Origin of the sequence: Salinimicrobium marinum (assembly GCF_014651535.1) — a bacterium.
In the GTDB taxonomy this organism is placed as follows: domain Bacteria; phylum Bacteroidota; class Bacteroidia; order Flavobacteriales; family Flavobacteriaceae; genus Salinimicrobium; species Salinimicrobium marinum.
The window spans coordinates 1-23,390 of the sequence record NZ_BMXB01000027.1; the positions used below are offsets into that span (position 1 = coordinate 1).

General features: G+C 39.6%; 21 protein-coding genes, 3 tRNA genes, 1 rRNA gene and 1 pseudogene. 14 read left to right on the forward strand and 12 right to left on the reverse strand.

Annotation, left to right across the window (positions count from 1 at the left end; translation table 11 throughout):
• Together IE056_RS17800 and IE056_RS17805 are read right to left on the reverse strand one after the other, a co-directional pair.
• Positions 1-156: ribosomal RNA gene (locus tag IE056_RS17800) — 16S ribosomal RNA — on the reverse strand; the annotation flags it as partial.
• Between the two features lie 709 nt (positions 157-865).
• Positions 866-1,048 (reverse strand): hypothetical protein, encoded by a 183-nt coding sequence (locus IE056_RS17805; RefSeq protein ID WP_189606345.1) that lies wholly within the window; start codon positions 1,046-1,048, stop codon positions 866-868.
• A gap of 196 nt (positions 1,049-1,244) precedes the next feature.
• On the opposite strand from IE056_RS17805, the gene thrS reads away from it, so the two are divergent.
• The 4 genes from thrS to rplT all read left to right on the forward strand — a co-directional run bounded on the left by thrS (position 1,245) and on the right by rplT (position 4,522).
• Positions 1,245-3,191, forward strand: coding sequence for a threonine--tRNA ligase (gene thrS / locus IE056_RS17810; protein WP_189606346.1), 1,947 nt, complete (start codon positions 1,245-1,247; stop codon positions 3,189-3,191).
• Positions 3,192-3,249: 58 nt separating this feature from the next.
• Positions 3,250-3,765 (forward strand): translation initiation factor IF-3, encoded by a 516-nt coding sequence (gene infC, locus IE056_RS17815; RefSeq protein ID WP_262891483.1) that lies wholly within the window; start codon positions 3,250-3,252, stop codon positions 3,763-3,765.
• A gap of 74 nt (positions 3,766-3,839) precedes the next feature.
• Complete coding sequence (gene rpmI, locus IE056_RS17820; protein ID WP_189606347.1) at positions 3,840-4,037, forward strand: 50S ribosomal protein L35; 198 nt, start codon at positions 3,840-3,842, stop codon at positions 4,035-4,037.
• A gap of 140 nt (positions 4,038-4,177) precedes the next feature.
• Entirely contained in the window at positions 4,178-4,522 is a 345-nt protein-coding gene (rplT, locus tag IE056_RS17825) for a 50S ribosomal protein L20 (protein ID WP_189606348.1), read from the forward strand.
• A gap of 78 nt (positions 4,523-4,600) precedes the next feature.
• Here rplT and IE056_RS17830 read toward each other — a convergent pair whose 3' ends face one another.
• Positions 4,601-5,026, reverse strand: coding sequence for a secondary thiamine-phosphate synthase enzyme YjbQ (locus tag IE056_RS17830; RefSeq protein ID WP_189606349.1), 426 nt, complete (start codon positions 5,024-5,026; stop codon positions 4,601-4,603).
• Positions 5,027-5,197: 171 nt separating this feature from the next.
• On the opposite strand from IE056_RS17830, the gene IE056_RS17835 reads away from it, so the two are divergent.
• Together IE056_RS17835 and IE056_RS17840 are read left to right on the forward strand one after the other, a co-directional pair.
• Complete coding sequence (locus IE056_RS17835; RefSeq protein WP_189606350.1) at positions 5,198-7,603, forward strand: TonB-dependent receptor; 2,406 nt, start codon at positions 5,198-5,200, stop codon at positions 7,601-7,603.
• Positions 7,604-7,617: 14 nt separating this feature from the next.
• A complete protein-coding gene (locus IE056_RS17840) occupies positions 7,618-8,991 on the forward strand; it encodes a DUF4374 domain-containing protein (protein WP_189606351.1) in 1,374 nt (457 codons plus the stop codon).
• A gap of 146 nt (positions 8,992-9,137) precedes the next feature.
• Here IE056_RS17840 and IE056_RS17845 read toward each other — a convergent pair whose 3' ends face one another.
• The 7 genes from IE056_RS17845 to tgt form a co-directional block, all read right to left on the reverse strand.
• Positions 9,138-9,968, reverse strand: coding sequence for an amidohydrolase family protein (locus IE056_RS17845; RefSeq protein ID WP_189606352.1), 831 nt, complete (start codon positions 9,966-9,968; stop codon positions 9,138-9,140).
• A 100-nt stretch (positions 9,969-10,068) separates the two neighbouring features.
• Entirely contained in the window at positions 10,069-11,253 is a 1,185-nt protein-coding gene (locus IE056_RS17850; protein WP_229793815.1) for an asparagine synthetase B, read from the reverse strand.
• Positions 11,254-11,437: 184 nt separating this feature from the next.
• Positions 11,438-12,988 carry a replicative DNA helicase gene (gene dnaB, locus IE056_RS17855; RefSeq protein WP_189606353.1) on the reverse strand — a complete coding sequence of 517 codons (1,551 nt, stop codon included), beginning with the start codon at positions 12,986-12,988 and terminating at the stop codon, positions 11,438-11,440.
• A 168-nt stretch (positions 12,989-13,156) separates the two neighbouring features.
• Positions 13,157-14,110: an acetyl-CoA carboxylase carboxyltransferase subunit alpha gene (locus tag IE056_RS17860; RefSeq protein ID WP_189606354.1), complete on the reverse strand. Its 954-nt coding sequence runs from the start codon at positions 14,108-14,110 to the stop codon at positions 13,157-13,159.
• 47 nt (positions 14,111-14,157) lie between these two features.
• The gene (locus IE056_RS17865; RefSeq protein ID WP_189606355.1) at positions 14,158-15,081 is read right to left on the reverse strand and encodes a DMT family transporter; all 924 of its coding nucleotides are present in this window, start codon (positions 15,079-15,081) and stop codon (positions 14,158-14,160) included.
• A complete protein-coding gene (locus IE056_RS17870) occupies positions 15,068-16,144 on the reverse strand; it encodes an LptF/LptG family permease (RefSeq protein ID WP_189606356.1) in 1,077 nt (358 codons plus the stop codon). Before IE056_RS17870 ends, IE056_RS17865 begins: the two co-directional genes overlap by 14 nt.
• 1 nt (position 16,145) lies before the next feature.
• The gene (gene tgt, locus IE056_RS17875; RefSeq protein WP_189606357.1) at positions 16,146-17,276 is read right to left on the reverse strand and encodes a tRNA guanosine(34) transglycosylase Tgt; all 1,131 of its coding nucleotides are present in this window, start codon (positions 17,274-17,276) and stop codon (positions 16,146-16,148) included.
• A gap of 163 nt (positions 17,277-17,439) precedes the next feature.
• Between tgt and IE056_RS17880 the strand changes: the two are divergent.
• The 3 genes and pseudogenes from IE056_RS17880 to IE056_RS17890 form a co-directional block, all read left to right on the forward strand.
• Positions 17,440-18,288: pseudogene (locus IE056_RS17880) on the forward strand (transketolase); the annotation flags it as partial.
• A 99-nt stretch (positions 18,289-18,387) separates the two neighbouring features.
• A complete protein-coding gene (locus IE056_RS17885; RefSeq protein ID WP_189606359.1) occupies positions 18,388-19,341 on the forward strand; it encodes a transketolase family protein in 954 nt (317 codons plus the stop codon).
• A 121-nt stretch (positions 19,342-19,462) separates the two neighbouring features.
• Positions 19,463-20,071 carry a porin family protein gene (locus tag IE056_RS17890; RefSeq protein WP_189606360.1) on the forward strand — a complete coding sequence of 203 codons (609 nt, stop codon included), beginning with the start codon at positions 19,463-19,465 and terminating at the stop codon, positions 20,069-20,071.
• A gap of 73 nt (positions 20,072-20,144) precedes the next feature.
• Here the strand turns inward: IE056_RS17890 and IE056_RS17895 are convergent, their stop codons facing one another.
• Positions 20,145-21,047 carry an FKBP-type peptidyl-prolyl cis-trans isomerase gene (locus IE056_RS17895; protein WP_189606361.1) on the reverse strand — a complete coding sequence of 301 codons (903 nt, stop codon included), beginning with the start codon at positions 21,045-21,047 and terminating at the stop codon, positions 20,145-20,147.
• 78 nt (positions 21,048-21,125) lie between these two features.
• On the opposite strand from IE056_RS17895, the gene IE056_RS17900 reads away from it, so the two are divergent.
• Together IE056_RS17900 and IE056_RS17905 are read left to right on the forward strand one after the other, a co-directional pair.
• The gene (locus tag IE056_RS17900) at positions 21,126-21,542 is read left to right on the forward strand and encodes an RNA-binding S4 domain-containing protein (RefSeq protein WP_189606362.1); all 417 of its coding nucleotides are present in this window, start codon (positions 21,126-21,128) and stop codon (positions 21,540-21,542) included.
• Between the two features lie 69 nt (positions 21,543-21,611).
• On the forward strand, positions 21,612-22,115 hold the full coding sequence (locus IE056_RS17905; RefSeq protein WP_189606363.1) for a phosphoribosyltransferase family protein: 504 nt from the start codon (positions 21,612-21,614) through the stop codon (positions 22,113-22,115).
• Here the strand turns inward: IE056_RS17905 and IE056_RS17910 are convergent.
• On the reverse strand, positions 22,107-22,628 hold the full coding sequence (locus IE056_RS17910; protein ID WP_189606364.1) for a shikimate kinase: 522 nt from the start codon (positions 22,626-22,628) through the stop codon (positions 22,107-22,109). The two genes, IE056_RS17905 and IE056_RS17910, sit on opposite strands and share 9 nt — an antisense overlap.
• Before the next feature lie 134 nt (positions 22,629-22,762).
• On the opposite strand from IE056_RS17910, the gene IE056_RS17915 reads away from it, so the two are divergent.
• The 3 genes from IE056_RS17915 (at position 22,763) to IE056_RS17925 (ending at position 23,163) form a co-directional block, all read left to right on the forward strand.
• Positions 22,763-22,835, forward strand: a tRNA-Lys gene (locus IE056_RS17915).
• Between the two features lie 82 nt (positions 22,836-22,917).
• Positions 22,918-22,990, forward strand: a tRNA-Lys gene (locus IE056_RS17920).
• A gap of 89 nt (positions 22,991-23,079) precedes the next feature.
• Positions 23,080-23,163, forward strand: a tRNA-Leu gene (locus IE056_RS17925).
• Positions 23,164-23,390 lie beyond the last annotated feature (227 nt).

Consider the following 23,390-nt stretch of genomic DNA (forward strand, 5'->3'; position numbering starts at 1 on the left):
GTTTCCCCGGGCTATGCCCCTGTAAAAGGTAGATTGTATACGCGTTACGCACCCGTGCGCCGGTCGCCACCATCCGAAGACGTGCTGCCCCTCGACTTGCATGTGTTAAGCCTGCCGCTAGCGTTCATCCTGAGCCAGGATCAAACTCTTCATCGTTAAATCTTATATATGTTAACAATTACTAAGGAATTCCTCTCTCTTAAACCCTTGCAGGTTTAAAAAAGCTCAAAACGTTCTTCTAGTCTTAATTCTTATTATTTGCATTTGTTGTTTCTAAAAACAACATACGCGCTGTCAATTCAATATGTCAATGAACTCCCACCTAATGGTGGACTCTTGCCGAAATAAAAGGAGTTGAACCTCTTCTTTTTAAACCCTAACCCGGGATTTCTTTTCAGTAATTCTTGATGAACTTTGCTCTTGTTCTAAGCGGCTGCAAATATACAACCTATTTTAAAACCCGCAAGAAAAAAATTATTTTTTTTTCGAAAGCTTTTTTCAAGGCTTTCCGTAAAGAACGAGCTTGCAAATTTACAACCTTTTTTCTTAACTTCCAAAACAAATTTCAACTATTTTTCAGAGAACTTTTTCGCTTTAAACCTCCGCCCCTGCTGGGCTCACAGCTCCAGATCTGCATCCTTCGTTGTTTCTCAAAGCGGGTGCAAATATACAACCGTTTCTTAATTACACAAGCCCCAAACTCATCTTTTTTATGGTTTTTTTGGGTTTTTATTAACCGCCACTTTTAATCCTTTGATATCCTTAAGGTTAATTAAAGGAGTCGTGGAGAAAATATTTTCAATTGTATGGGATTTTTTAGCTTTCTCAAGTTTTAATCTCCGGGAATGTTCCTGTAATATATACTTTATACATATATATGGTAGGAGCATTTTGCAAGAAACAAATCCTTTCCTCCCCTATCTGTTCCTGAAGAGATTCCTTCTACCGTCGGAATGACAGTTTCCTTCAGCTTTCCAAAATCTGTTTCTTGTTCCCGCACTCCTTTATATATAGGAGAAAGAACATTAAAAAGAAATTTACTTGCCACGTTATGGATTGAAGCGGTAACTTTTGAAACGCTTCCGCCAAAGGCGCTTCAAAACTACAAGCGTAAAGCACGACCTTTTTTCCGCCAGAGCGGAAAAGGGAAATGCCCAAACAAGGAAACAAAATTACATTACCTATATATTAGTATTGTACAGCACTTATTATCATCTTATCTTTGCAGCTTAATTTTTTATTTTATGGTTAAGATTACTTTGCCCGACGGCAGTATTAAAGAGTTTGAAAAAGGTGCTACTCCTATTGAGGTAGCAAAGAGCATTAGTGAAGGGCTGGCCCGAAATGTGCTTTCAGCAAAATTTAATGATACAATCGTTGAATCCACCACTCCTTTACATACAGATGGTAATCTTACCTTATATACATGGAATGACAAGGAAGGTAAAAAAGCCTTCTGGCATTCTTCTTCCCACGTGATGGCACAAGCTATTCAGGATTTATATCCCGGAGCAAAACTGACCATTGGTCCTGCTATTGAGAATGGATTTTATTATGACGTTGATTTTGGAGAGCAGAAAATATCTGAAAACGACTTCAAGAAGATCGAAGACAAAATGCTGGAGATCTCCCGCGGAAAGCATGACTTCAATATGCGTGCTGTACCCAAAGAGGAAGCACTTGGATATTACCAGAGAGAAGGCAACGAATTTAAAGTAGAACTGATTGAAAATCTTGAGGACGGAACGATCACTTTTTGTGACCACGACACCTTCACAGATCTATGCCGTGGCGGACATATTCCCAATACGGGAGTAATTAAAGCGGTAAAGTTGATGAGTGTAGCCGGGGCCTACTGGCGTGGCGATGAGAAAAATCCTCAATTGACCAGGGTCTACGGAATCTCTTTCCCAAAGCAAAAGGATCTTAAGGAATACCTGGAGCTGTTGGAAGAAGCTAAGAAGAGAGATCACCGGAAGCTTGGAAAGGAGCTTCAGCTTTTTACATTTTCTCAGAAAGTTGGACAGGGACTTCCTTTATGGTTACCAAAAGGTGCTGCACTAAGAGAACGCCTTGAAAATTTCCTGAAAGCAGCTCAGAAAAAAGCCGGATATGAAATGGTGGTGACACCTCATATAGGACATAAAGAATTATACGTGACTTCGGGTCACTATGCGAAATATGGAGAAGACAGTTTTCAGCCGATAAAAACTCCTAATGAAGGAGAGGAATTTTTGTTGAAGCCAATGAACTGTCCGCACCACTGCGAAATTTACAATGCTTCTCCATGGAGTTATAAAGATTTACCAAAACGCTTTGCTGAATTCGGAACCGTGTATCGCTACGAACAAAGCGGAGAGTTGCATGGACTTACCAGGGTTCGCGGATTTACTCAGGATGACGCACATATTTTCTGTACTCCGGATCAATTGGGAGATGAATTTAAAAAAGTAATCGACCTTACACTATATGTATTCGATTCTCTAGGCTTCAAAGATTTTACTGCTCAGGTATCCCTACGTGATCCTGAAAACAAATCGAAATATATAGGAAGTGATGATGTATGGGAAAAAGCAGAAAATGCCATTATTACTGCCGCAAATGAAAAGAATCTGAACTATGTGATCGAAAAAGGGGAAGCAGCTTTCTACGGCCCAAAACTTGATTTCATGGTTAAAGATGCCCTGGGAAGAAGCTGGCAGCTGGGAACAATTCAGGTAGATTACAACCTGCCGGAAAGATTCGACCTCACCTATAAAGGTAGTGACAATGAGACACATCGTCCTGTCATGATCCACCGTGCACCCTTTGGAAGTATGGAAAGATTTGTAGCTGTATTACTTGAAAATACCGGCGGAAATTTCCCCTTATGGCTAATGCCGGAACAGGTTATTATTCTCTCTCTCAGTGAGAAATATGAGAAATACGCGCAAAAAGTTTTAACTTTGCTGGAAAATAACGAAATTCGCGCCGTGACCGATCACAGAAGTGAAACTATTGGTAAAAAAATTCGGGAAGCCGAAGTAAATAAATTACCTTACATGATCATTGTGGGAGAGCAGGAAGAAAAAGACGGTACAGTTTCTGTACGTAAACATGGTGAAGGCGATGTTGGTACAATGCCGGTTGAAGAATTTGCCGCTCTTATCAACAATGAGATCAAAGCGACATTAAAAACATTTGAAGTTTAACTAAAATTATATAGCCATAGCAATACGAAGAAAAAGATCAAGAAGACCTCTTAGAGAAATCAAGGAAGACCCACATCGAATTAACGGGAAAATTCGTGCGGAAGAAGTACGCCTTGTAGGCGACAACGTAGAAATGGGTGTCTACCCAACCAGAAAAGCTTTAGCTATCGCTGAAGAACAGGAACTGGATTTAGTGGAAATTTCCCCTAACGCCAATCCTCCTGTCGCAAAGGTGATGGACTATAAGAAATTTCTCTATGAACAGAAGAAGAGAGACAAAGTCTTAAAATCAAAAGCTACGAAGGTAGTTGTGAAGGAGATCCGATTTGGTCCTAATACTGATGATCACGATTATGAATTTAAGAAAAAGCACGGGGAGAAATTCCTAAAAGAAGGTGCTAAATTAAAGGCATATGTGTTTTTCAAAGGTAGATCTATTGTGTTCAAGGAACAGGGAGAAATTCTTTTATTACGACTGGCCCAGGATTTAGAAGAACTAGGAAAAGTAGAGCAAATGCCTAAGCTTGAAGGAAAGCGAATGACGATGTTCATCTCTCCTAAGAAATCGAAATAATACCTGAATGCTTCAATCGAAGCATTTCTTCAGGTTTAAAATAATAAGTGAGATAATTATTAAAAGAGGACAAAATGCCTAAAATGAAAACGAAATCCAGTGCCAAAAAGCGATTTAAGCTTACCGGTACCGGTAAAATAAAAAGAAAGCATGCGTTTAAAAGTCACATCTTAACAAAGAAGACCAAAAAACAAAAGCTTGCCTTAACTCACAGCACCTTAGTACATGAGGCTGATGAGAAAAATATCAAACTTCAATTACGTTTAGTGTAATTGAACCTTTGATGGTTTCACAAATTTAAAAACCCTGGAGTTGGGCTTAATTAGAAGTGAGATTTGAGACATGTGATCTTAGATCTTTTTTAGTTAAAAAGTGTCGATAACCGGCCGCCTGCTACAAAAAAATTAAAAATATGCCAAGATCAGTAAATTCAGTTGCAAAGAGAGCCAGAAGAAAAAAGGTTCTTAAGCAAGCAAAAGGTTACTTTGGACGTCGTAAGAACGTTTGGACAGTAGCGAAAAACGCGGTTGACAAAGCAATGCTATATGCTTACAGAGACCGTAAAACCAAGAAAAGAAATTTCCGTTCTCTATGGATCATGCGTATCAACGCAGGAGCCCGTGCTCACGGAATGTCTTATTCGCAGTTTATGGGAAAAGTAAAAGCTAGTGGAATCGAGCTTAACCGTAAGGTTCTAGCAGATTTAGCAATGAACCACCCGGCAGCGTTTCAAGCTATCGTTGAAAAAGTAAAATAAATAAAAACAGTTATCTCACTTATTTAAAAATCCGGTTCTCTAAAGGAACCGGATTTTTTTATGTTTTGGTTTTCTACCTTAATTTCCAAAAGCTGTAAGAACCAGTTTTCTTCCTCCTCCACTGTTCCTGTGCTCACATAAATATATTCCCTGCCAGGTTCCCAGGTTGAGTCTACCATTTGTAATTGGTATCTGGACCGAAGTGCCCATTAAGGACGCCTTGATGTGAGCCGGCATATCATCAGGTCCTTCCATGGTATGTTTATAATAGGGCTGATCTTCAGGAACCATTTCGTTTATGTGATTTTCAAAATCTTCACGCACTGTTGGATCTGCATTTTCATTGATCGTTAACCCCGCTGAAGTATGTTTTATGAATGCCTGAAACATTCCTGTCCTGATTTCGGAAATTTCAGGAAACTGCCGGACCACTTCATCTGTAACTAAATGAAAACCTCGTGGTTTTGGGCTAAGACTTATTTCCTTTTGATAGATATTATTCATTTACTCCAATTTTTTATCCAAGATAAAAAATTATAATCAGAAATAAATAACTAAGGCATAGTCACCTGCAATTCAGTCAATTATATAATGGATTAATATTTTTTATAATTTTATTTTGAACAGTTCTAAATAATACCATAAATTCGCCTTGTTTTTAATCAATCTAAATAAATGCTCAAGGCAGTATTCCCCTTTTTATGCTTGTTAACAGGCTTAAATGTTTTTGCCCAAACCGGAAAACTAGAAGGTAATATCCTTTTTAAGGATCAAAGCCCAACTATCAATGCACATTTGCATATAAATGAAATAGATGCCTATGCTGTTACAAATTGGGATGGATACTATTCTTTCAGGAACATTCCTTATGGTAACTATACAATGACGATAAGTACAGTAGAAGCCGGAACAACTACTGTTAATATCTCCATTAATAACCAGTCACAAAAAAAGGATCTGATACTGGAACGTTCGGTAAACAATCTGGAAGAAATCCTGGTAGAAGGCCAATCCCGGGCTTTGCAGCTCGAAACTCAGGGGTTTGCTGTAAATGTAATCAAAACGGAAGCTGCCTCCCAAAGAAATATCCAGACGAATGAACTGCTGAACCGATCTGTCGGGATTAAAGTCCGGCAAAACGGCGGACTTGGATCTGCGGTAGATTACAATCTCAATGGAATGTCGGGAAATTCAATTAAAGTTTTTATTGATGGGTTCCCTATTTCCACCTACGGATCTTCATTTGATCTAAACAGCATTTCACCCGCAATGATTGAAAGAATTGAAGTATATAAAGGTGTTGTACCGGGAGAATTATCGGATGATGCGCTTGGAGGAGCCATTAATGTTGTTTTAAAAAGAGAAGTCAACAATCATCTGAATGCCTCACTTTCCTATGGATCGTTTAATACCACTCAACCGAATCTTAGCGGGATGTACAGTGCAAAAAATTCCGGATTTTATTTAAGAGCTTCGGGCTTTTATAATTATTCAGACAATGATTATGAGGTTTGGGGAGATCTTGTTTACAACATATTGCCCAACGGAAGATTGGATTACATTAAAACAAAAAGACATAATGATGCATACCGCTCCATTGGTGGTGTTACAGAAATAGGCTTCAAAAATGTAAAATGGGCAGATAATTTTAGTGTAGGATACAATAGCTCCGATTCCTATAATGAGATACAGCATGGACTTTTTATGACTACCCCTTATAAAGGAAGGTTTATGGAAGCCAAAGCAAATGTTCTAAGTCTTAACTACAATAAATCTGATATCCTTAAAGGTCTTGACTTGAATTTTAGAGGACTTTACAGTAACCGCAGCAGAGTCATTAATGATACCCTTAAATGGAATTACAACTGGGACGGAAATCTTAGCCGCGATCTTGACGGTAACAAAATCATACGACAGGATGAGGGGCCTATCCTTACCACGGTAGACAGGGAGATATATACGTTTAGAGGAGGATTAAAATATTCTGTCAATACTAATCACCGGTTCATTTTTAACCACTTGTTTCAGGAGGTAGACAGAGAAGACTTGGAGGAAATGAAAACCGTGTTACAAAGAAAATTTGCAGGAACACGTGGGCTTCAGAAAAATATAAGTTCGCTTACCTATGAACTCAGATTATTTGAAGAAAGACTTCAAGCAACCATCTTCGGAAAATACTATCAGCAGAACGTGAATAAAATGGATCCCGTTGCAGAAAATCAGAACGGGGAAATGGTTCGGGTAGAAAAATATTTTGAAAAGAATTCTGAATTCTCAGGGTATGGAGCTGCATTTTCTTTTGAGGTAACTCCGTTAATCAGGCTGCTGACTTCTGCTGAAAAAGCTATTCGGTTACCGTCAGAAAATGAAACTTTTGGGGATCCCGGAGAAAATATCATAGAGAATCCACAACTAAATCCTGAGGTCAGCAACAATTTTAATCTGGGATTTAACCTTGGCACACTCACTTATCAAAGACACAAAGTATCGTTTTCAGCAAACGGATTTATAAGAGATACCAGAGATAAGATCATGCGGCAAACCCGTACCAATCTAAACGACGCCATAGAATCTGCACCCAACATCAACCTCGGAAAAACAAAATCCATGGGATTTGATGCTGAAGTAAATTATGTATTGAATAACAACCTGAATGTTTTAATGAATTTTTCAAAATTCGATACAAGAGACAATAATAAATATGATAATAATGGTAATGTTCTGGTTAACTATAACAAACAAATTCCAAATCAGCCATTTTTAACAGCCAACGCAAATGTTCAGTATACATTCAGAAATGTGATTCAGAAAAAATCTTTGATCAACCTGTTTTATAATTTCAATTATACAGACGAATTCTACAGTATCTGGAACCCCAAGGATCTTGCGGGTATGGAAGCCTTTAAAATTCCTGAACAATACATTCAGGATGCAGGATTAAGTTACATTTTCCCTAATAAAGACCTCACCCTAAGCTTTGATGTAAAGAACATTTTTAACAAGCAGGCTTACGACAATTTTGCGGTACAAAAACCGGGAAGAGCTTTTTACTTTAAAATCAATTATTCAATCAATAACTAATAAATATTCTAACTATGAAAAAGCATTTTTTAAAATTCTTTGCAGGTGCAGCAGTAATAGGCCTTACCGGACTTACAGCAAGTTGCAGCAGTGATGATACGTCTACAGATGATGTGGATCCCCTACCTGAAACCGAAAGATGGTTTACCGTCGCTGGTGCCATTATGGATGAAACTCCAGGTAACGGAAATGGTGGGACGGTGATTTATTCCGTTGCAAAAGAAAATGTTCAGGATCCAAATTATGAAATAGATGTATTTAATAACGGGTTTCAGGTAAGATCTCAAAGAACAGCAAGATTACAGTCTTCTGTCGATGGTTCTACCATGTTCAATATTGCCTATGGTGGTAATATTGGAGGTCAGTTTTCAAAATACATGGTAAATGGCGGAGATGATTTTGAACAAGTTGGTGGGGTCGTCAATATTTCGCAATATGCAGGAGAATCCCCAAGATGGGTGAAATTATTTGATGGCGACAAGACAGGGGCTGCAGTAAGTGTTTCCTCTCCAATAGTTCATACAAAAACAGTAGGAGAAGGTGATGATGCCGAAGAAGTCTATGACTATACCCGTGGAACGGCCACCATAGTAACTTTAGACATGGAGGAAGTCCTAATTTCCAATAACAATTCTTTTGAGATACCTCTTTCTGAAGAAGAAGAATCACAGGGTTACTACATATTCAGGTTAGATACACCTGTATTGAACGCTGCCGGCGATAAATTAATCATAGGAACCTGGATGGGAAAAACAGATCCTGCTACCGGAGAACGTGATACAAATCAATATGAAAGACTGGGTTCAAGAGCAGTAGTGGTTGATTATCCATCACTGGAAAACCCTACTGTTATTACTTCTTCTGTTGGGTTTGGAGATACAAGTGGTTACCGAAGCTTTAACAGTTTCCTGTCCGAAGACGGAAACATTTACCAGGCTACACAAAGAGATCCAAACGGTTCTCATATTTTAAGGATCAACCAGGATAATGAATACGATGACTCCTATGTTTTTAGCCTGGATGATGCTCTTGGAGTAACTAATTCATATATAGAAAGCTGGAGATATGTAGGAAATGGCATCGCCTATGTGATGTATACCCATGACGGGGCAGCGGCTTCCAATTTCAACGAAGGAAATCAACAGAGTTTCCTGGCACGGGTAGATCTAAATTCCAGAACTGCTGACGTTGTGGATCTACCTTACGAACCAGACATGTACTTCTTCCAGTATCAGGGATTTGTGGTAGATGGTGATAAAGTGTATGTAACAGTTTCTCCTGTAGGAAAGGATGGGAATATTTATATCCTGGACAATCTTACTGGTGAGGTTACTAAAGGAGCTAAATTGATCAATGAACCTGGAAATCACTTTATTGGAATATTCTAGGAGTAGAAAACAGGTTTTCTTCACATAGTTTAATTTAAAAAAAAACTAAACGTTTATTAATTTGCTGAAAGAGCTGCTTCTGAATAACTCCGGAAGTGGCTTTTTTTATTCCTTATTTTTGAAGAAGAGGAATTTCTTTCTGAATTTTATGATAAACTGTAAAATTTCACAGCGTTAGCTCCGAAGATCTTCTGTATAGTCCCCTCTCCTGAAGCAGCAAAAAAATCATACATAATACCCAGTGTATCTTCATAAGATGCCGCCGAAAGACAAACCGGCCAATCAGATCCATACATAAGTCTGTCTTCTCCAAAAGCTTCTGAAACAACTTTTAGAAAAGGTAAAAAGTCGCAAGGTTCCCATTGGAATCGCGGTGTTTCGGTGACAAGACCCGATAGTTTACAGTACACATTTTTACAGCTGGACAATTCCCGAATGTTTTTGATCCATTCTTCGGAAGGGCCATCTGAAATAATATGAGGTTTGGCCATATGGTCCAGCACAAAAGGCTGCTCCGGAAACCTTTTTACCAGCTCAATGGCACCCGGCAACTGATTTTCAAAAATCAGAATATCATACGTCAATTCATATTTCTGAAGCTCTCCAATTCCTTTCTGGAAGGAAACATCTGTCAGGTACTCCCCTTTTTCATCATAGACTGTATGTCTGATTCCCTTGAAAACCTGGTACTCTGAAAAATGTTTTAGACGCTGCCCTGCATCTTCCGAATAAAGATCTATCCAGCCAACCACTCCTTTTATAAATTGGAATTCCTCTGCCAGGCCCAAAAGGAATTCGGTTTCCCTCTCCGAATGAAAAGCTTCAACAGCTATAGTTCCATCTATTCCCGCTTTTCGTAGCACAGGCACAAGATCTGAAGGCAGAAAATCCTTCCTGATCTTATACATCGAATCATTGATCCAGCTGTATTTTGCCGGATCGTAATTCCAGAAATGTTGATGGCTGTCAATCTTCATAGAAGAGATTTTAGATGTTAGACTGGAGATTTAAGACTAAATTTTTAAAAACAATCCATTTATAGAATTTAGAATTTAGTTTTAGTATTTGTTTTTAATCTTAGGTTTTCTGTTTTTTCTTCTTAGCAGCGGGAAACAAAACGTTGTTCAGAATCAAACGATACCCCGGAGAAGTAGGATGCAGCTCCAGTTCTGTTTTTGGATCTCCCACCCGGTGTTGATAATCTTCAGGATCGTGGCCACCGTAAAAAGTGAAAAATCCGTTGCCTTTAATTCCGTGGATATAGCGGGCTTCTCCGTTCAGTTTGTTCTCTCCCATCACCAGCACAGTTGGTTTAATTTCCGAAGGATCATAAGCGGTGGTTTGCCCCATGAAACCTTTGATTAAAGTTGTATGGTTCTGTGTAAGCATCGCCGGCACCGGATCCCATTTTGCGGAAAATTCCATCAGGGTGAAATAATCAGATTCCGCAGGAATTTGTCGTTTTGAGGTCATGTCAATAGACGAAAATTCATAAACCATTGGATCACGTTCCAGTGTAAAATCAATAAAAGCAAAAGTTTTACTGTAATCGATCTTACTTTGATAATCCCGGTCACTTGGGTCTCCGTCGAACATAGGCTCTGCAATATCAACTTCTTCGGCAGCAAGTGCTATGTCAAAACTATCGGTAGCACTACACATAGCAAACATGAATCCGCCACCGGCTACATAATCCCTTATTTTTAACGCTACCGCCAGTTTTTCATCCGCAACTTTGGAGTAACCAAGTTTTCCTGCCAGTTCTTCTGCTTCCTTTTTATCTTTGATATACCAGGGCACATTTCTGTAATTTCGGTAAAACTTTCCGTATTGCCCGGTAAAATCCTCATGGTGTAAATGCAACCAGTCGAACATCAGCAAAGCATCATTCAGCACCTCTTCATCATAAATAGTCTCATAAGGAATTTCGGCATAGGTCAGCACCATGGTTACCGCATCATCCCAGGGTCTGTTTCCTTTAGGAGAATAAACAGCAATTTTGGGTGCTTTTTCCAACAAAACCGCTTCCATATTTCTGGATGGGCTCTGCACTTCCTCCAGAATTTCCTCTGCCTTGCGATCGCTGATTACTTCAAAGGATACACCCCTGATTCGGCATTCCTTCTGTAATTCTTCAGAATCAGGTAAAAGGAAAGAACCGCCCCTGTAATTCAATAACCACTGCACCTTAATTTCCTGGTTTAAGGTCCAGTAGGTAATTCCGTAGGCTTTGAGATGATCCTGCTGAGTTTCAGCATCCATAGGGATAAGAAGGTGGGATGCGAAGGTATTAAAGGAAAAAAACAGCAAAAAAATAAGGAGAAAAACTCCAGAACCGATTTGAATACCGGAATTTTTCTCCTTATTTCTAAATTTTTCAGCAACATCAACCGGAAAATATTCCGCAGAGGTAACGCTGAATTTTTTTTTCAGTTTATGTTTGTTTCTAGAAAGGCACGTCGTCGTCTGGATCATTATTTACATCATTCATCGAGCTTCCGAAAGCTTCGTCTGCACTTGGAAAATTACTGGTTTTAAAACCATCTCCGGAATCATCATCATTCATTTTTGAATGGAATTCGAAAGGGGAATCAAAGTCATCTAAGTTATCGAATTTACCTAAATTTCCGATAAATTTCAACCTTATATTCTCCAACCCACCGTTACGGTGTTTTGCCACAATAAATTCTGCCTGGCCGTCTGTTGGGGTTCTTTCTTCATCATCCCATTCTTCTATTTTATAGTATTCGGGTCGATAGATAAAGGAAACAATATCCGCATCCTGCTCAATCGCTCCAGATTCCCTAAGGTCACTCAAAAGTGGCCTCTTACTACCTCCACGAGTTTCTACCGCACGAGACAGCTGGGAAAGTGCAATTACCGGCACGGCAAGTTCTTTTGCCAGTGCTTTAAGGTTTCTGGAAATAGTAGAGATTTCCTGTTCCCGGTTCCCTCCTTTCTGACTACCACCGGCAGTCATTAACTGAAGGTAGTCAATCACAATAAGTTTAATCCCATGTTGGGAAGCAAGTCTTCTCGCTTTTGCACGTAAATCAAAAATAGACAGAGATGGAGTATCATCAATGAATAAAGGTGCTTTTTCAAGACCTTTTACCTTCACATTCAACTGCTCCCACTCGTGCTTTTCAAGGTTTCCGGTTCGTAGTTTTTCTGAAGACAATCCTGTTTCAGAAGAAATTAACCGAGTAATAAGCTGTACCGACGACATCTCCAGAGAGAAGAAAGCTACAGGAATATTCTGTCCCACAGCAATATTTCTCGCCATGGATAAGGTCAAAGCTGTTTTACCCATACCGGGACGTGCTGCCACAATCACCAAATCACTCGGCTGCCATCCTGAAGTTAATTTATCCAGTTTATCAAATCCTGAAGGAATTCCACTCAAGCCTTCTTTATTGGAAATCTCCTGAATCCTTTTCTTGGCCTGCATCACCAGATCCTGAGCAGTTTCTGAAGACCGCTTAATATTCCCCTGGGTTACTTCGTAAAGTTTGGATTCTGCAGTATCCAAAAGGTCAAAAACATCAGTGGTTTCATCGTAAGACTCTTCAATAATTTCATTGGAAATTTTGATGAGGCTACGCTGAATGTATTTTTGAAGAATAATACGTGCATGGAATTCAATATGTGCCGAAGAAGACACTTTCTGGGTCAACTGAACAAGGTAAAAATCCCCTCCTATCTGCTCCAGCTTCTGATCCTTGCGTAATTGGTTCGAAACGGTTAATAAGTCAACCGGTTCTGAATTTTCAAAAAGTTTATGAATGGCTTCAAAGATATATTGGTGTGCACTTTTATAGAACACATCGGGATGAAGAATATCAATAATTTCATCTACCCCTTTTTTATCTATCATCATGGCGCCAAGAACAACCTCCTCTAAATCAACTGCTTGTGGGGGTATTTTTCCTTTTTCAAGGTTAATTACGTTTCCAGTACCGTAATTTTTTCTCTGAGGGGATTTGACGTTTTCCATAAGGCGAATGTACAGAAAAATGCTCTAACAAGTCGGGCGTGAACCTTCCATCTTAGTTCACATGTTATAAACATTCTACCTGTTAATAACTTTAAATTTTTGTTTATAAGGCTAAAAAAATCCGAAGTTGAAACTCCGGATTAAATATTTAAGGAACGTTTAAAGGGGTTAACCTTTGAACACTCCCATGGAGGAATATTTTTCCATTCTGTTTTTCACTAAATCTTCTGGTGATAAGTTTCTAAACTCATCATAAGAAGATGAAATGGCTTCTTTTACCGTTTCAAAAGTTTGTTCCCGGTCGCTGTGAGCGCCACCAAGTGGCTCCTTTACGATCTCATCGATCAACTTTTGTTTTTTCATGTCTTTTGCTGTAAGCTTCAGTGCATCTGCAGCTCTTTCCTTGAATTCCCAGCTTCTCCAAAGAATAGAAGAACAGGATTCCGGAGAAATAACAGAGTACCATGTATTTTCCAGCATTAGCACCTTATCACCTACCCCTATTCCAAGGGCTCCACCACTGGCTCCCTCTCCAATAATGACTACAATAATTGGCACTTTAAGCCTTGTCATTTCAAGGATATTCCTTGCGATGGCCTCCCCCTGTCCACGCTCTTCTGCTTCCAGACCCGGATAGGCTCCCGGAGTATCTATGAAGGTTACGACGGGGATATTGAATTTCTCGGCAGATTTCATTAGCCTTAGGGCTTTTCTGTAACCTTCGGGGTTTGCCATTCCGAAGTTTCGATATTGCCGGGTCTTGGTATTATATCCTTTTTGCTGTCCTACGAACATATAGCTTTGATCGTCGATCTTTCCCAAACCACCAATCATTGCCTTGTCGTCTTTTACATTCCTGTCCCCATGAAGTTCCAGAAAAGTATCTCCACAAAGGGCTTTTATATAATCAAGGGTATATGGCCTGTTTGGGTGACGAGATAGCTGTACCCGCTGCCAGGCTGTGAGATTTTTATAAATCTCCTTCTTGGTGCTGTTAAGTCTTTTTTCAATTTGCCTACAGGTAGCAGAAACATCCACATCGCTTTCTTCACCTATGGTGCAAGCTTTTTGATACTGCTCTTCCAGTTCTTTTATAGGTAATTCAAAATCTAAATATTCCATATCAGGCTATGGGTTTGTTTAAAATTAGCTCACAAATATAAGAAACTTTAAAGGGAAGCTTTCTTATTGCGTTTTATTTTTCTTCTTGTTTTGAGGATTCCGTTCAAAACCACGGTACTAAGAATAATGGCAGCTCCGTAATAAAATCCGGAATTCATTTGTTCTTCATTTCCGAAAATCAAGAAAGCAAGAAGGATCCCATACACAGGCTCCAGATTAATGGTTAGCATTACTGTATAAGGACTAAGATGTTTCATCACGGCCACCGAAGCTATAAAAGCATAAGCCGTACAGACGGAAGCAAGGATAAAAAGGTACCATAAATCTGCCGAAGAGATATTAAAGAATGCTGCAGAAAAACCCTTTGGGGTATTTCCGAAGAAGGTAAGAAACACTAAATACAATGTTATAGCAAGGGCTCCCGTAAGAAGTTCGTAAAAAGAGATGACCGTAGCATCTTCACGTTTAGCCAGCTTTCCGTTAACCAAAGCAAATACTGCAGAAAGAAAAGCAGAGATAAGGGCTAAAACTATTCCGGTAATATAGCCGGTCTCCACCTGAAAAATAATATACAGGCCCGCCATGACAATTAAACCAAAGACAATTTCATACCAGATCACTTTTCGCTTATAAAAAATGGGTTCCATAATAGAAGTAAAGAAAGCTCCGGTAGAAATCATTGCCAGCGTGATCGAAACATTCGAGGCTTTAATGGCTCCAAAAAAAGTAAGCCAGTGCAAAGCAATTACCAGCCCTGCCGCAATGAGAATGAGCAGTGTTCTGGGAGGTAATCTTAACTTCTTCTTTTTCCATAATATCCAGGCAAAAATGAAGATACTTGCCAAAGACATCCTATACCAAACCAGGGGTACTGCATCAATAGTGATCAGCGCACCCAGCACCGCTGTAAACCCCCAGATAAATACAATTAAGTGAAAGTGCAGGTAGCTTTTAAGCTTATCGCTTGGCATTATACAAAAGATAGATTGCTAATATGGCAAAAACAAAATTTGGAAACCAGACGGCTATAAGAGGTGAAAAATCACTCTGCTCGGCTATGGTTCCGAAGACCTTGTCCATAAAAATAAAGATAAAGGCAAGCGTAATTCCCAGAGCGAGGTTCACTCCCATTCCTCCCCTTCTTTTCATGGAAGAAACAGCCACGGCTATGACGGTAAGTATATAAGCCGAAACAGGCAGACTCCAACGCTTATACGCTACTACCTTATAACGGTTGATATTTCCCGAACCACGTCGTGTTTCCTGCTCAATAAATGTTTCCAGCTCATTGTAATTAAGAGTCTCTGCCATATAAGAAACCGGAGTAAGTTCATCAAACTCAAAGGGCAAAATAGTATCTTTTTTAGCTTCTGAAATTAATTCATCCCCATCTTCGCCTATGATCCTTTTATCATAATTAACCATCGTATAAGTAGAATCTTCTTCATTAAACTGAAGTGTAGAAGCGCTTATTTTGAATTCCAACCTGTTCCCGTTAAAATGTTCCAGAGTGAAATTTCTTGCTGACTGTGTATTTGGACGAAAATGTGAGGCATATATGAATTCATCGTCATTGATTTGCCGGTACACATCACTGGTCTCCTGGACCTCTGCCCCCTTTTTGAGGTAATTATATTTAAATTCATTAAAGCCTTTACTGGCCCTGGGAGCCAGGAACATTCCAAGGATCAATGCACCAATACAAACTATGGTAGCGCCAATTAAATAGGGTCTAAGAAATCTCCAGAAAGACACTCCACTACTTAAAAAAGCTATAATCTCTGTATTCTGCGCCAGCTTGGAAGTAAACCAAATTACCGAAAGGAACAGGAAAAGCGGAAATAATAAATTAGCAAAGTATATGGTAAAATCTATATAGTACTTTATTACTTCTATCAACGGCACTTCATTTGCCAGGATCTTATCGATCTTTTCTGCCAGGTTTACCGTTATTCCAATAGGAATAAACAGCAGAAGCATAAGGATAAAGGTGCCCAGATAGCGTTTAAGTATATACCAGTCGAGAATCTTCAAATTATAAACGTTTGTTCATTTGGTTAACCATCATATTTTTCCAGCTGGCGAAATCACCCGCTAAGATATGTTTTCTCGCTTCACGAACCAACCAAAGGTAGAAGCCAAGGTTATGAATAGTAGCAATTTGTTTGCCAAGCATCTCATTTACTGTAAATAAATGGCGTAAGTAAGCTTTTGTGTAATAGGAATCCACATAGGTGATCGCCATATCATCTATAGGCGAGAAATCTTCCTGCCACTTTTTGTTCTTGATGTTGATGGTACCATGCGCTGTAAAAAGCATTCCGTTTCTTGCGTTTCTGGTAGGCATCACGCAATCAAACATATCTACCCCCAGCGCAATATTTTCAAGAATGTTGATGGGTGTTCCCACTCCCATTAGATATCTCGGTTTTTCCTTCGGAAGGATATTCGTAACCACTTCGGTCATTGCGTACATTTCTTCCGCAGGCTCCCCAACAGATAATCCGCCAATTGCATTGCCTTCTGCTCCTGAAGCTGCAATATATTCAGCAGATTGCTTCCGAAGATCTTTATAAGTACTACCCTGCACGATAGGAAAAAGCGTTTGCTGGTGCCCATACGTCAACGGAGTCTTTTCCAGGTGTGCAATACAACGATCCAACCAGCGGTGGGTGCGGTTCATGGAATTCTTAGCGTAATTATAATCGCACGGGTACGGCGTACATTCATCAAAAGCCATGATAATATCGGCACCAATGATCCGCTGAATTTCCATCACATTTTCGGGTGTGAAGGTGTGATAGGAGCCGTCGATATGGGATTTGAATTTCACGCCTTCTTCTTTTATTTTCCGTCTGTGCGAAAGGGAATACACCTGGTAACCGCCACTATCTGTAAGAATAGGTCTGTCCCAGTTCATGAAAGAGTGAAGTCCGCCGGCTTTTTGCAAAATATCTGTACCCGGTCTTAAGTAGAGGTGATAGGTATTTCCTAAAATGATGTCGGGATTGATCTCTTCCTTTAACTCTTTCTGGTGAACTCCTTTTACAGAAGCCACCGTTCCCACCGGCATAAATATGGGAGTTTCAATCTTTCCGTGGTCTGTTTCAATAGTTCCTGCCCTGGCGCTGCTTTGTGCGTCGGTTGCTAATAAATCAAATTTCATAAGTCTTATTCAAGGGCGCAAAGATACTTAACAAAAAGGCATTTTCAGAAGTATATATTTCCTAAATTGTTAGCTTTGTAAATCACATAGTAAATAACCGGGAAAATTGAGATTTTCAAAGGATTTAATAAAGTCTTATTTTTGCTAAACACCTAATAATTTAAAAATGCCAAACAAACAACAACTAGAAGATTTTGCCACTCAGGTAAGAAGAGACATTGTAAGGCAGGTACATAAAGTGAACTCAGGACACCCTGGAGGATCTTTAGGCTGCACAGAGTTTTTCACTGTTCTGTATCAGGAAATCATGGACAGAAAAGAAGGTTTCGATATGGATGGAAAAGATGAAGATCTTTTCTTCCTTTCAAACGGACATATTTCCCCGGTTTTTTACAGTGTTTTAGCAAGAAGCGGATATTTTCCCGTGGAAGAACTTAGCACTTTCAGACTTATTGATTCAAGATTACAGGGGCACCCAACCACTCATGAAGGTTTACCAGGAATACGAATTGCTTCAGGATCTTTGGGACAGGGAATGTCTGTGGCCATTGGAGCCGCAAACACCAAAAAATTGAACGGTGACAATCACCTGGTTTATACGCTGCATGGGGACGGCGAGCTTCAGGAAGGTCAGAACTGGGAAGCCATCATGTATGCTGCCGCAAATAAAGTAGATAACCTTATATCTACTGTAGATTTAAATCATCAGCAAATTGATGGATGTACAGATGATGTATTGCCAATGGGAAGCCTTAAAGCGAAATTTGAAGCTTTTGGATGGGATGTACTGGAAGTCAAAAAAGGTAACAACATTTCAGCGGTTATAGACGGCCTTAACGAAGCAAAAAGCAGAACCGGAAAAGGAAAACCTGTTTGCGTGCTGCTTTATACCGAAATGGGCCACGGGGTTGATTACATGATGGGTTCCCATGCATGGCATGGTGTAGCTCCTAATGATGAGCAACTGGAAAAAGCACTTGCACAAAACCCTGAAACTTTAGGAGATTATTAGCAGGAGATTCTGTTCTGAATCCTCAGGACCGAAAATCCGGATAATAACCGATTCACAAAAACCGATTTCCGCCACCGCGGAAATGACAAAAGCATTAAAATGAAGAAATACACAAATACAGGAAATAAAGACACTCGTTCAGGATTTGGTGCCGGCATGGACGAACTGGGTAAAACAAATGAGAATGTTGTGGCATTATGTGCCGATCTTACCGGCTCACTTAAATTAGGGGATTTCCAAAAGAACCATCCCGAAAGATTTTTTCAGATTGGAATTGCCGAAGCAAATATGATAGGGATCGCAGCCGGGATGACCATTGGAGGAAAAATTCCTTTTACAGGAACTTTCGCCAACTTCTCCACAGGAAGGGTATATGACCAGATTCGCCAATCTGTTGCTTATTCTGATAAAAACGTGAAAATTTGTGCTTCCCACGCAGGGCTAACCTTAGGAGAAGACGGAGCAACACACCAGATTCTTGAAGACATCGGGTTGATGAAAATGCTTCCCGGGATGACCGTGATCAACACCTGTGATTACAACCAGACCAAAGCCGCTACCCTTGCAGTAGCAGAATACAAAGGACCGGTATATTTACGCTTCGGAAGACCAAAAGTAGCAAATTTCACTCCGGAAGACCAAAAGTTTGAAATTGGAAAAGCGGTTCTTTTAAACGAAGGAAATGATGTTACCATCATTGCTACCGGCCACCTGGTTTGGGAAGCTTTACAAGCTGCTGAGGAACTTGAAGAAAAAGGAATTTCTGCAGAAGTAATTAATATTCACACCATTAAGCCTCTGGATGAAGAAGCTATCCTGAAATCCATTAAGAAGACAGGATGCGTGGTCACTGCCGAAGAGCATAACTACCTCGGCGGACTGGGCGAAAGCGTAGCACGCACCCTTACACAGAACCATCCTGCTCCACAGGAATTTGTAGCCACAAAAGATACCTTCGGGGAAAGTGGTGTACCGGAATTACTTATGGAAAAATATGAGCTGAATGCAGCAGCTATCGTGAGAGCTTCAGAAAAAGTGATCAAGAGAAAATAGATTACCAGTATATTAAGTTTATATGAAGCCCTTTAAAAGTTCCTTTTAAAGGGCTTTCTTTATAGAAGAAATAAATCCCCCGGCCAATCGTTTAATAAAGACTAACATTAAAAACTGAGTTATGAAAAAAGCACTTCTTGTTCTAATGATGATAACAGGAATTTCCAGCTTCGCCCAAAATGGATTTGGCGTAAAAGGCGGATTAAATTATTCCGATAACGGTAAAATGGAGTTCACAGACGTTACCAATACAGGAGAGAATATCATGGAAGAAAATGCCGACAGAAAAACCGGATATCACTTCGGAGTTTTCTACAGGGCAAATCTTGGTCCTGTGTTTTTAAAGCCAGAACTTCTATACACTGCTTCTAAAAGCTCTTATAAATATAATAATGAAACTACCGATTATGATGTATCTAAACTGGATCTGCCCATTCTTGTGGGAGTAGATATCCTGGGACCACTCAATGTTTTCGCGGGTCCAAGTTTACAATATATCCTTGAAAATGATCTACAGGGAATTTCTTTAGAGGAAGTAGAAAATGAATTTACCGTAGGCGCTCAATTTGGTGTTGGGGTTCAACTGGGGAACATTGGATTGGATATAAGGTACGAACGCAGTCTTACAGAAAACCAGGCAGAAGTTCTTGAGTTAAACAATCCAGAAGGCGTAAGAAGAATTGATACAAGACCAAATCAATTTATTGTGAGTTTATCACTAAACCTATAGCTAACAGCGAAGCTATAAAATACAAAGAGCCCCTATCGGGGCTTTTTTATTGCTGAATAGTAGCACTTTGATATCAGTTATCAGAATCAAGATAATCCGGTGTCCCGTCATTATCTTTATCAGGGAAGGAAAGCTCTCCTGTCTCTGGATCGATCTCTATCTCTTCCCTGGTAGGAATAAAATCTCCGTCATCATCATCATCAATGAAATTGGGAAGGTTATCATTATCTGTATTATCGTTTCCAAGGACTCCATCGCCATTAATATCTTCCATGTAAGATGGAATCCCATCGTTATCATGATCTGCCTGATTTACCCCATAAAGATTGATACTGAATATTAACGGGCTGTAAGGAGGAATACCACCCTGAGGCCTAGAGTAATACCCTAATCCGGAAGGCATAAACACAGCGCCAACTCCATAATCATTCGTCCAGGTTACAGAATTATCCTCGTTTACATCAAAATTTGTAGCTCCTCTAAATTCAATTACACCCTCAGTAAAGCCTTCGATCAACTGCGGAAGGTCAAACCAAACCGGAGTAACTGCATTGTCAAACATTCTTCGGTTAAGCAATTCCCCACGATAGGTCACGAAAGTAGAATCTGCAAAAGTAGGTTTATCCCCTTCTCCTTCCCGTACTTTCAGCACATAAATAGTATAATCCACCTCACCTCTTGTGACGGTTTTACTTTCAAGTAAATCCGATTCTATTAGAGGAGTTTTATCGGCATTAGCTTCATTAATCGTATCAAATCTTACCACATAATCAAAACCTTCGGAAGGATTCTCGAAATCTTCATAATTGTAAAAATGCGTCTGAAGATATTCTTCCAAAGCTTCACGGTCTGCCAATTCCTGTTCTGTCCGGTCTCTTTCTTCCACCTCGTCAGTTCCGTTATCATCATCATCGTTACATCCAACCAAAAAAGCAGTCATAAAAAAACCTGCCAGTAAAATTTTATTCAACCTCATCAATATGTATTTTAGGGCCGCAAGATACAATATTCTTGTATTTTTGCTTTACGAATCATCGAGTTTTAGTACGAAAATATGAGAGTTGATAAATTTTTATGGTGTGTGCGATATTTTAAAACCCGGAGCATTGCCACAGAAGCCTGCAGACAGGGAAAAGTAAAAGTAAACGGAGCCGGAGTGAAACCCTCCAGAGAGGTTTACCCTACAGATAAAGTCACCATCAGGAAGAACCAGATAAACTATGAAATAGAAGTCCTGGACCTCCCGCCCAGTCGTGTAGGTGCAAAACTGGTGAATTTATACATTAACGACATCACTCCAAAAGAAGCTTTTGAGAAACTGGAGCTATTAAAATATTCCCAGGACTACTACCGGAAAAAAGGAACAGGAAGACCTACCAAGAAGGATAGAAGAGATATTGACGACTGGTTCGAATCACCGGAAGAGACTTCTGCCAAGGAAGATAAATCCAATGGAAAACCTTTGGAGTAAAAAAAGTTCAATTAACTTACCTCCAGGCGACTTCTGGAAACGAGAAATAGTATTTAAAAAAAAATCCCCATGACAAAATCGGCTGTACAAATTTTAGATCATTCAGAGATCAATCACAAGATCAAGCGTATCGCATATCAAATCTATGAAAGCAATGTCAATGAAAGCCACGTTATTCTTGCAGGTATAGCGAACAGCGGTTTCACACTGGCCAAAAAGCTTCAGAAGGAGCTGGAGGAAATTTCAGACATACAAGTCATTTTATGCGAAGTAAAAATAAACAAGAAAGATCCGCTTCAGGAAATTACCACTTCCCTTCTGCCAAGTGATTATAAAAACCAATCCCTGGTTCTGGTTGATGACGTATTAAATTCCGGCAGCACTCTCATCTATGGTGTCAGGCATTTTCTAGAGGTACCTTTAAAGCAATTCAGGACAGCCGTTCTAGTTGACCGCAGTCATAAAAAATTTCCTGTAAAGGCCGATTTTAAAGGAATCTCCCTTTCCACCTCGTTAAGCGAAACGGTTAAGGTCAAATTCAAAGCAGGCGAAGATAGTGTACAGCTACTCTAACCTAAAAATAATATCGTCGGAGACTTCTTCGATCGTTTTATCGTCTGTTGCCACGATAATATCACTCTGGTTATAGTAATATGTCCTCTCAAACAGATGTTTTCGTATAAAGTCTTCCAACACCTCAGGCGTTTCAAGATGACTTATTAGAGGCCGCGAAAATCGCCCTTCCCAAAGTCTCCTCTTTAATTCTTCCAAAGAGGTTTTAAGATATACCAAAGAAGTGTTTTTGTTATTCCTCATCAAATCCAGGTTATTTCCATAACAAGGTGTACCACCTCCCAGGGACAGAACAAAATCTTGGGTCGAATCTAAGAGTGCGCTAAGTATTTCGGTTTCTTTTCTTCTGAAGTAAATTTCCCCGGAATCCGCAAAAATCTTTGGAATATCCCGTTGTTCTACTTTGACAATTTCATCATCCAAATCGAGAAACGGAAGCTTCATTTTAGCTCCCAGCATTTCTCCAACGCCAGATTTTCCTGATCCCATATAACCTGAAAGAATAATTTTCATACCTTAAAACTGTGATTTTGAACCGGTTTTACCCATCATTAAAATTCTTGCACAAATTTATATCAATTTCTTCTTGAAAAATAAATTAATGATAGTATATTTGCACCCGCATTAGCAAAAGTGCAACAAACAACGATCTGGTAGCTCAGTTGGTAGAGCATCTCCCTTTTAAGGAGAGGGTCCTGGGTTCGAGCCCCAGCCAGATCACTAATTAAGTTCTGATCGTATTGTCGTGTTAGAAATTTACTTTTAAATTCTAATTCTAAAAATGATCACATATTGATTTCCCGATCTGGTAGCTCAGTTGGTAGAGCATCTCCCTTTTAAGGAGAGGGTCCTGGGTTCGAGCCCCAGCCAGATCACTAATTAAGTTCTGATCTTTCTGAATGGGAAAACTCTTCTTAAGGTTCTCTTCTCATTATTAACTTAAGAAAGATCACACCTATTGCAGGCCCAGGTGCTGGAATTGGTAGACAGGCATGGTTGAGGGCCATGTGTCCATTAGGGCGTGCGGGTTCAAGTCCCGCTCTGGGCACTTTAAAACCTCCTTTATCCCCTTTGCTGGGGATTATTTTTTTTTTCTAAAAACTAAATCAGTAAAATACTTTTACACCGCTGGTTTTTTTAATCCGAATTTAAAAAAGACCTCATTCTTCTGAGGGCACTGAAAAAGTCTCTCATTTAATTGAATTAAATGAAGACAAAGGAGCAGAAACCGTAGTGTTTCTGCTCCTTTTTTCGTATATTAAATGCTGACAAACA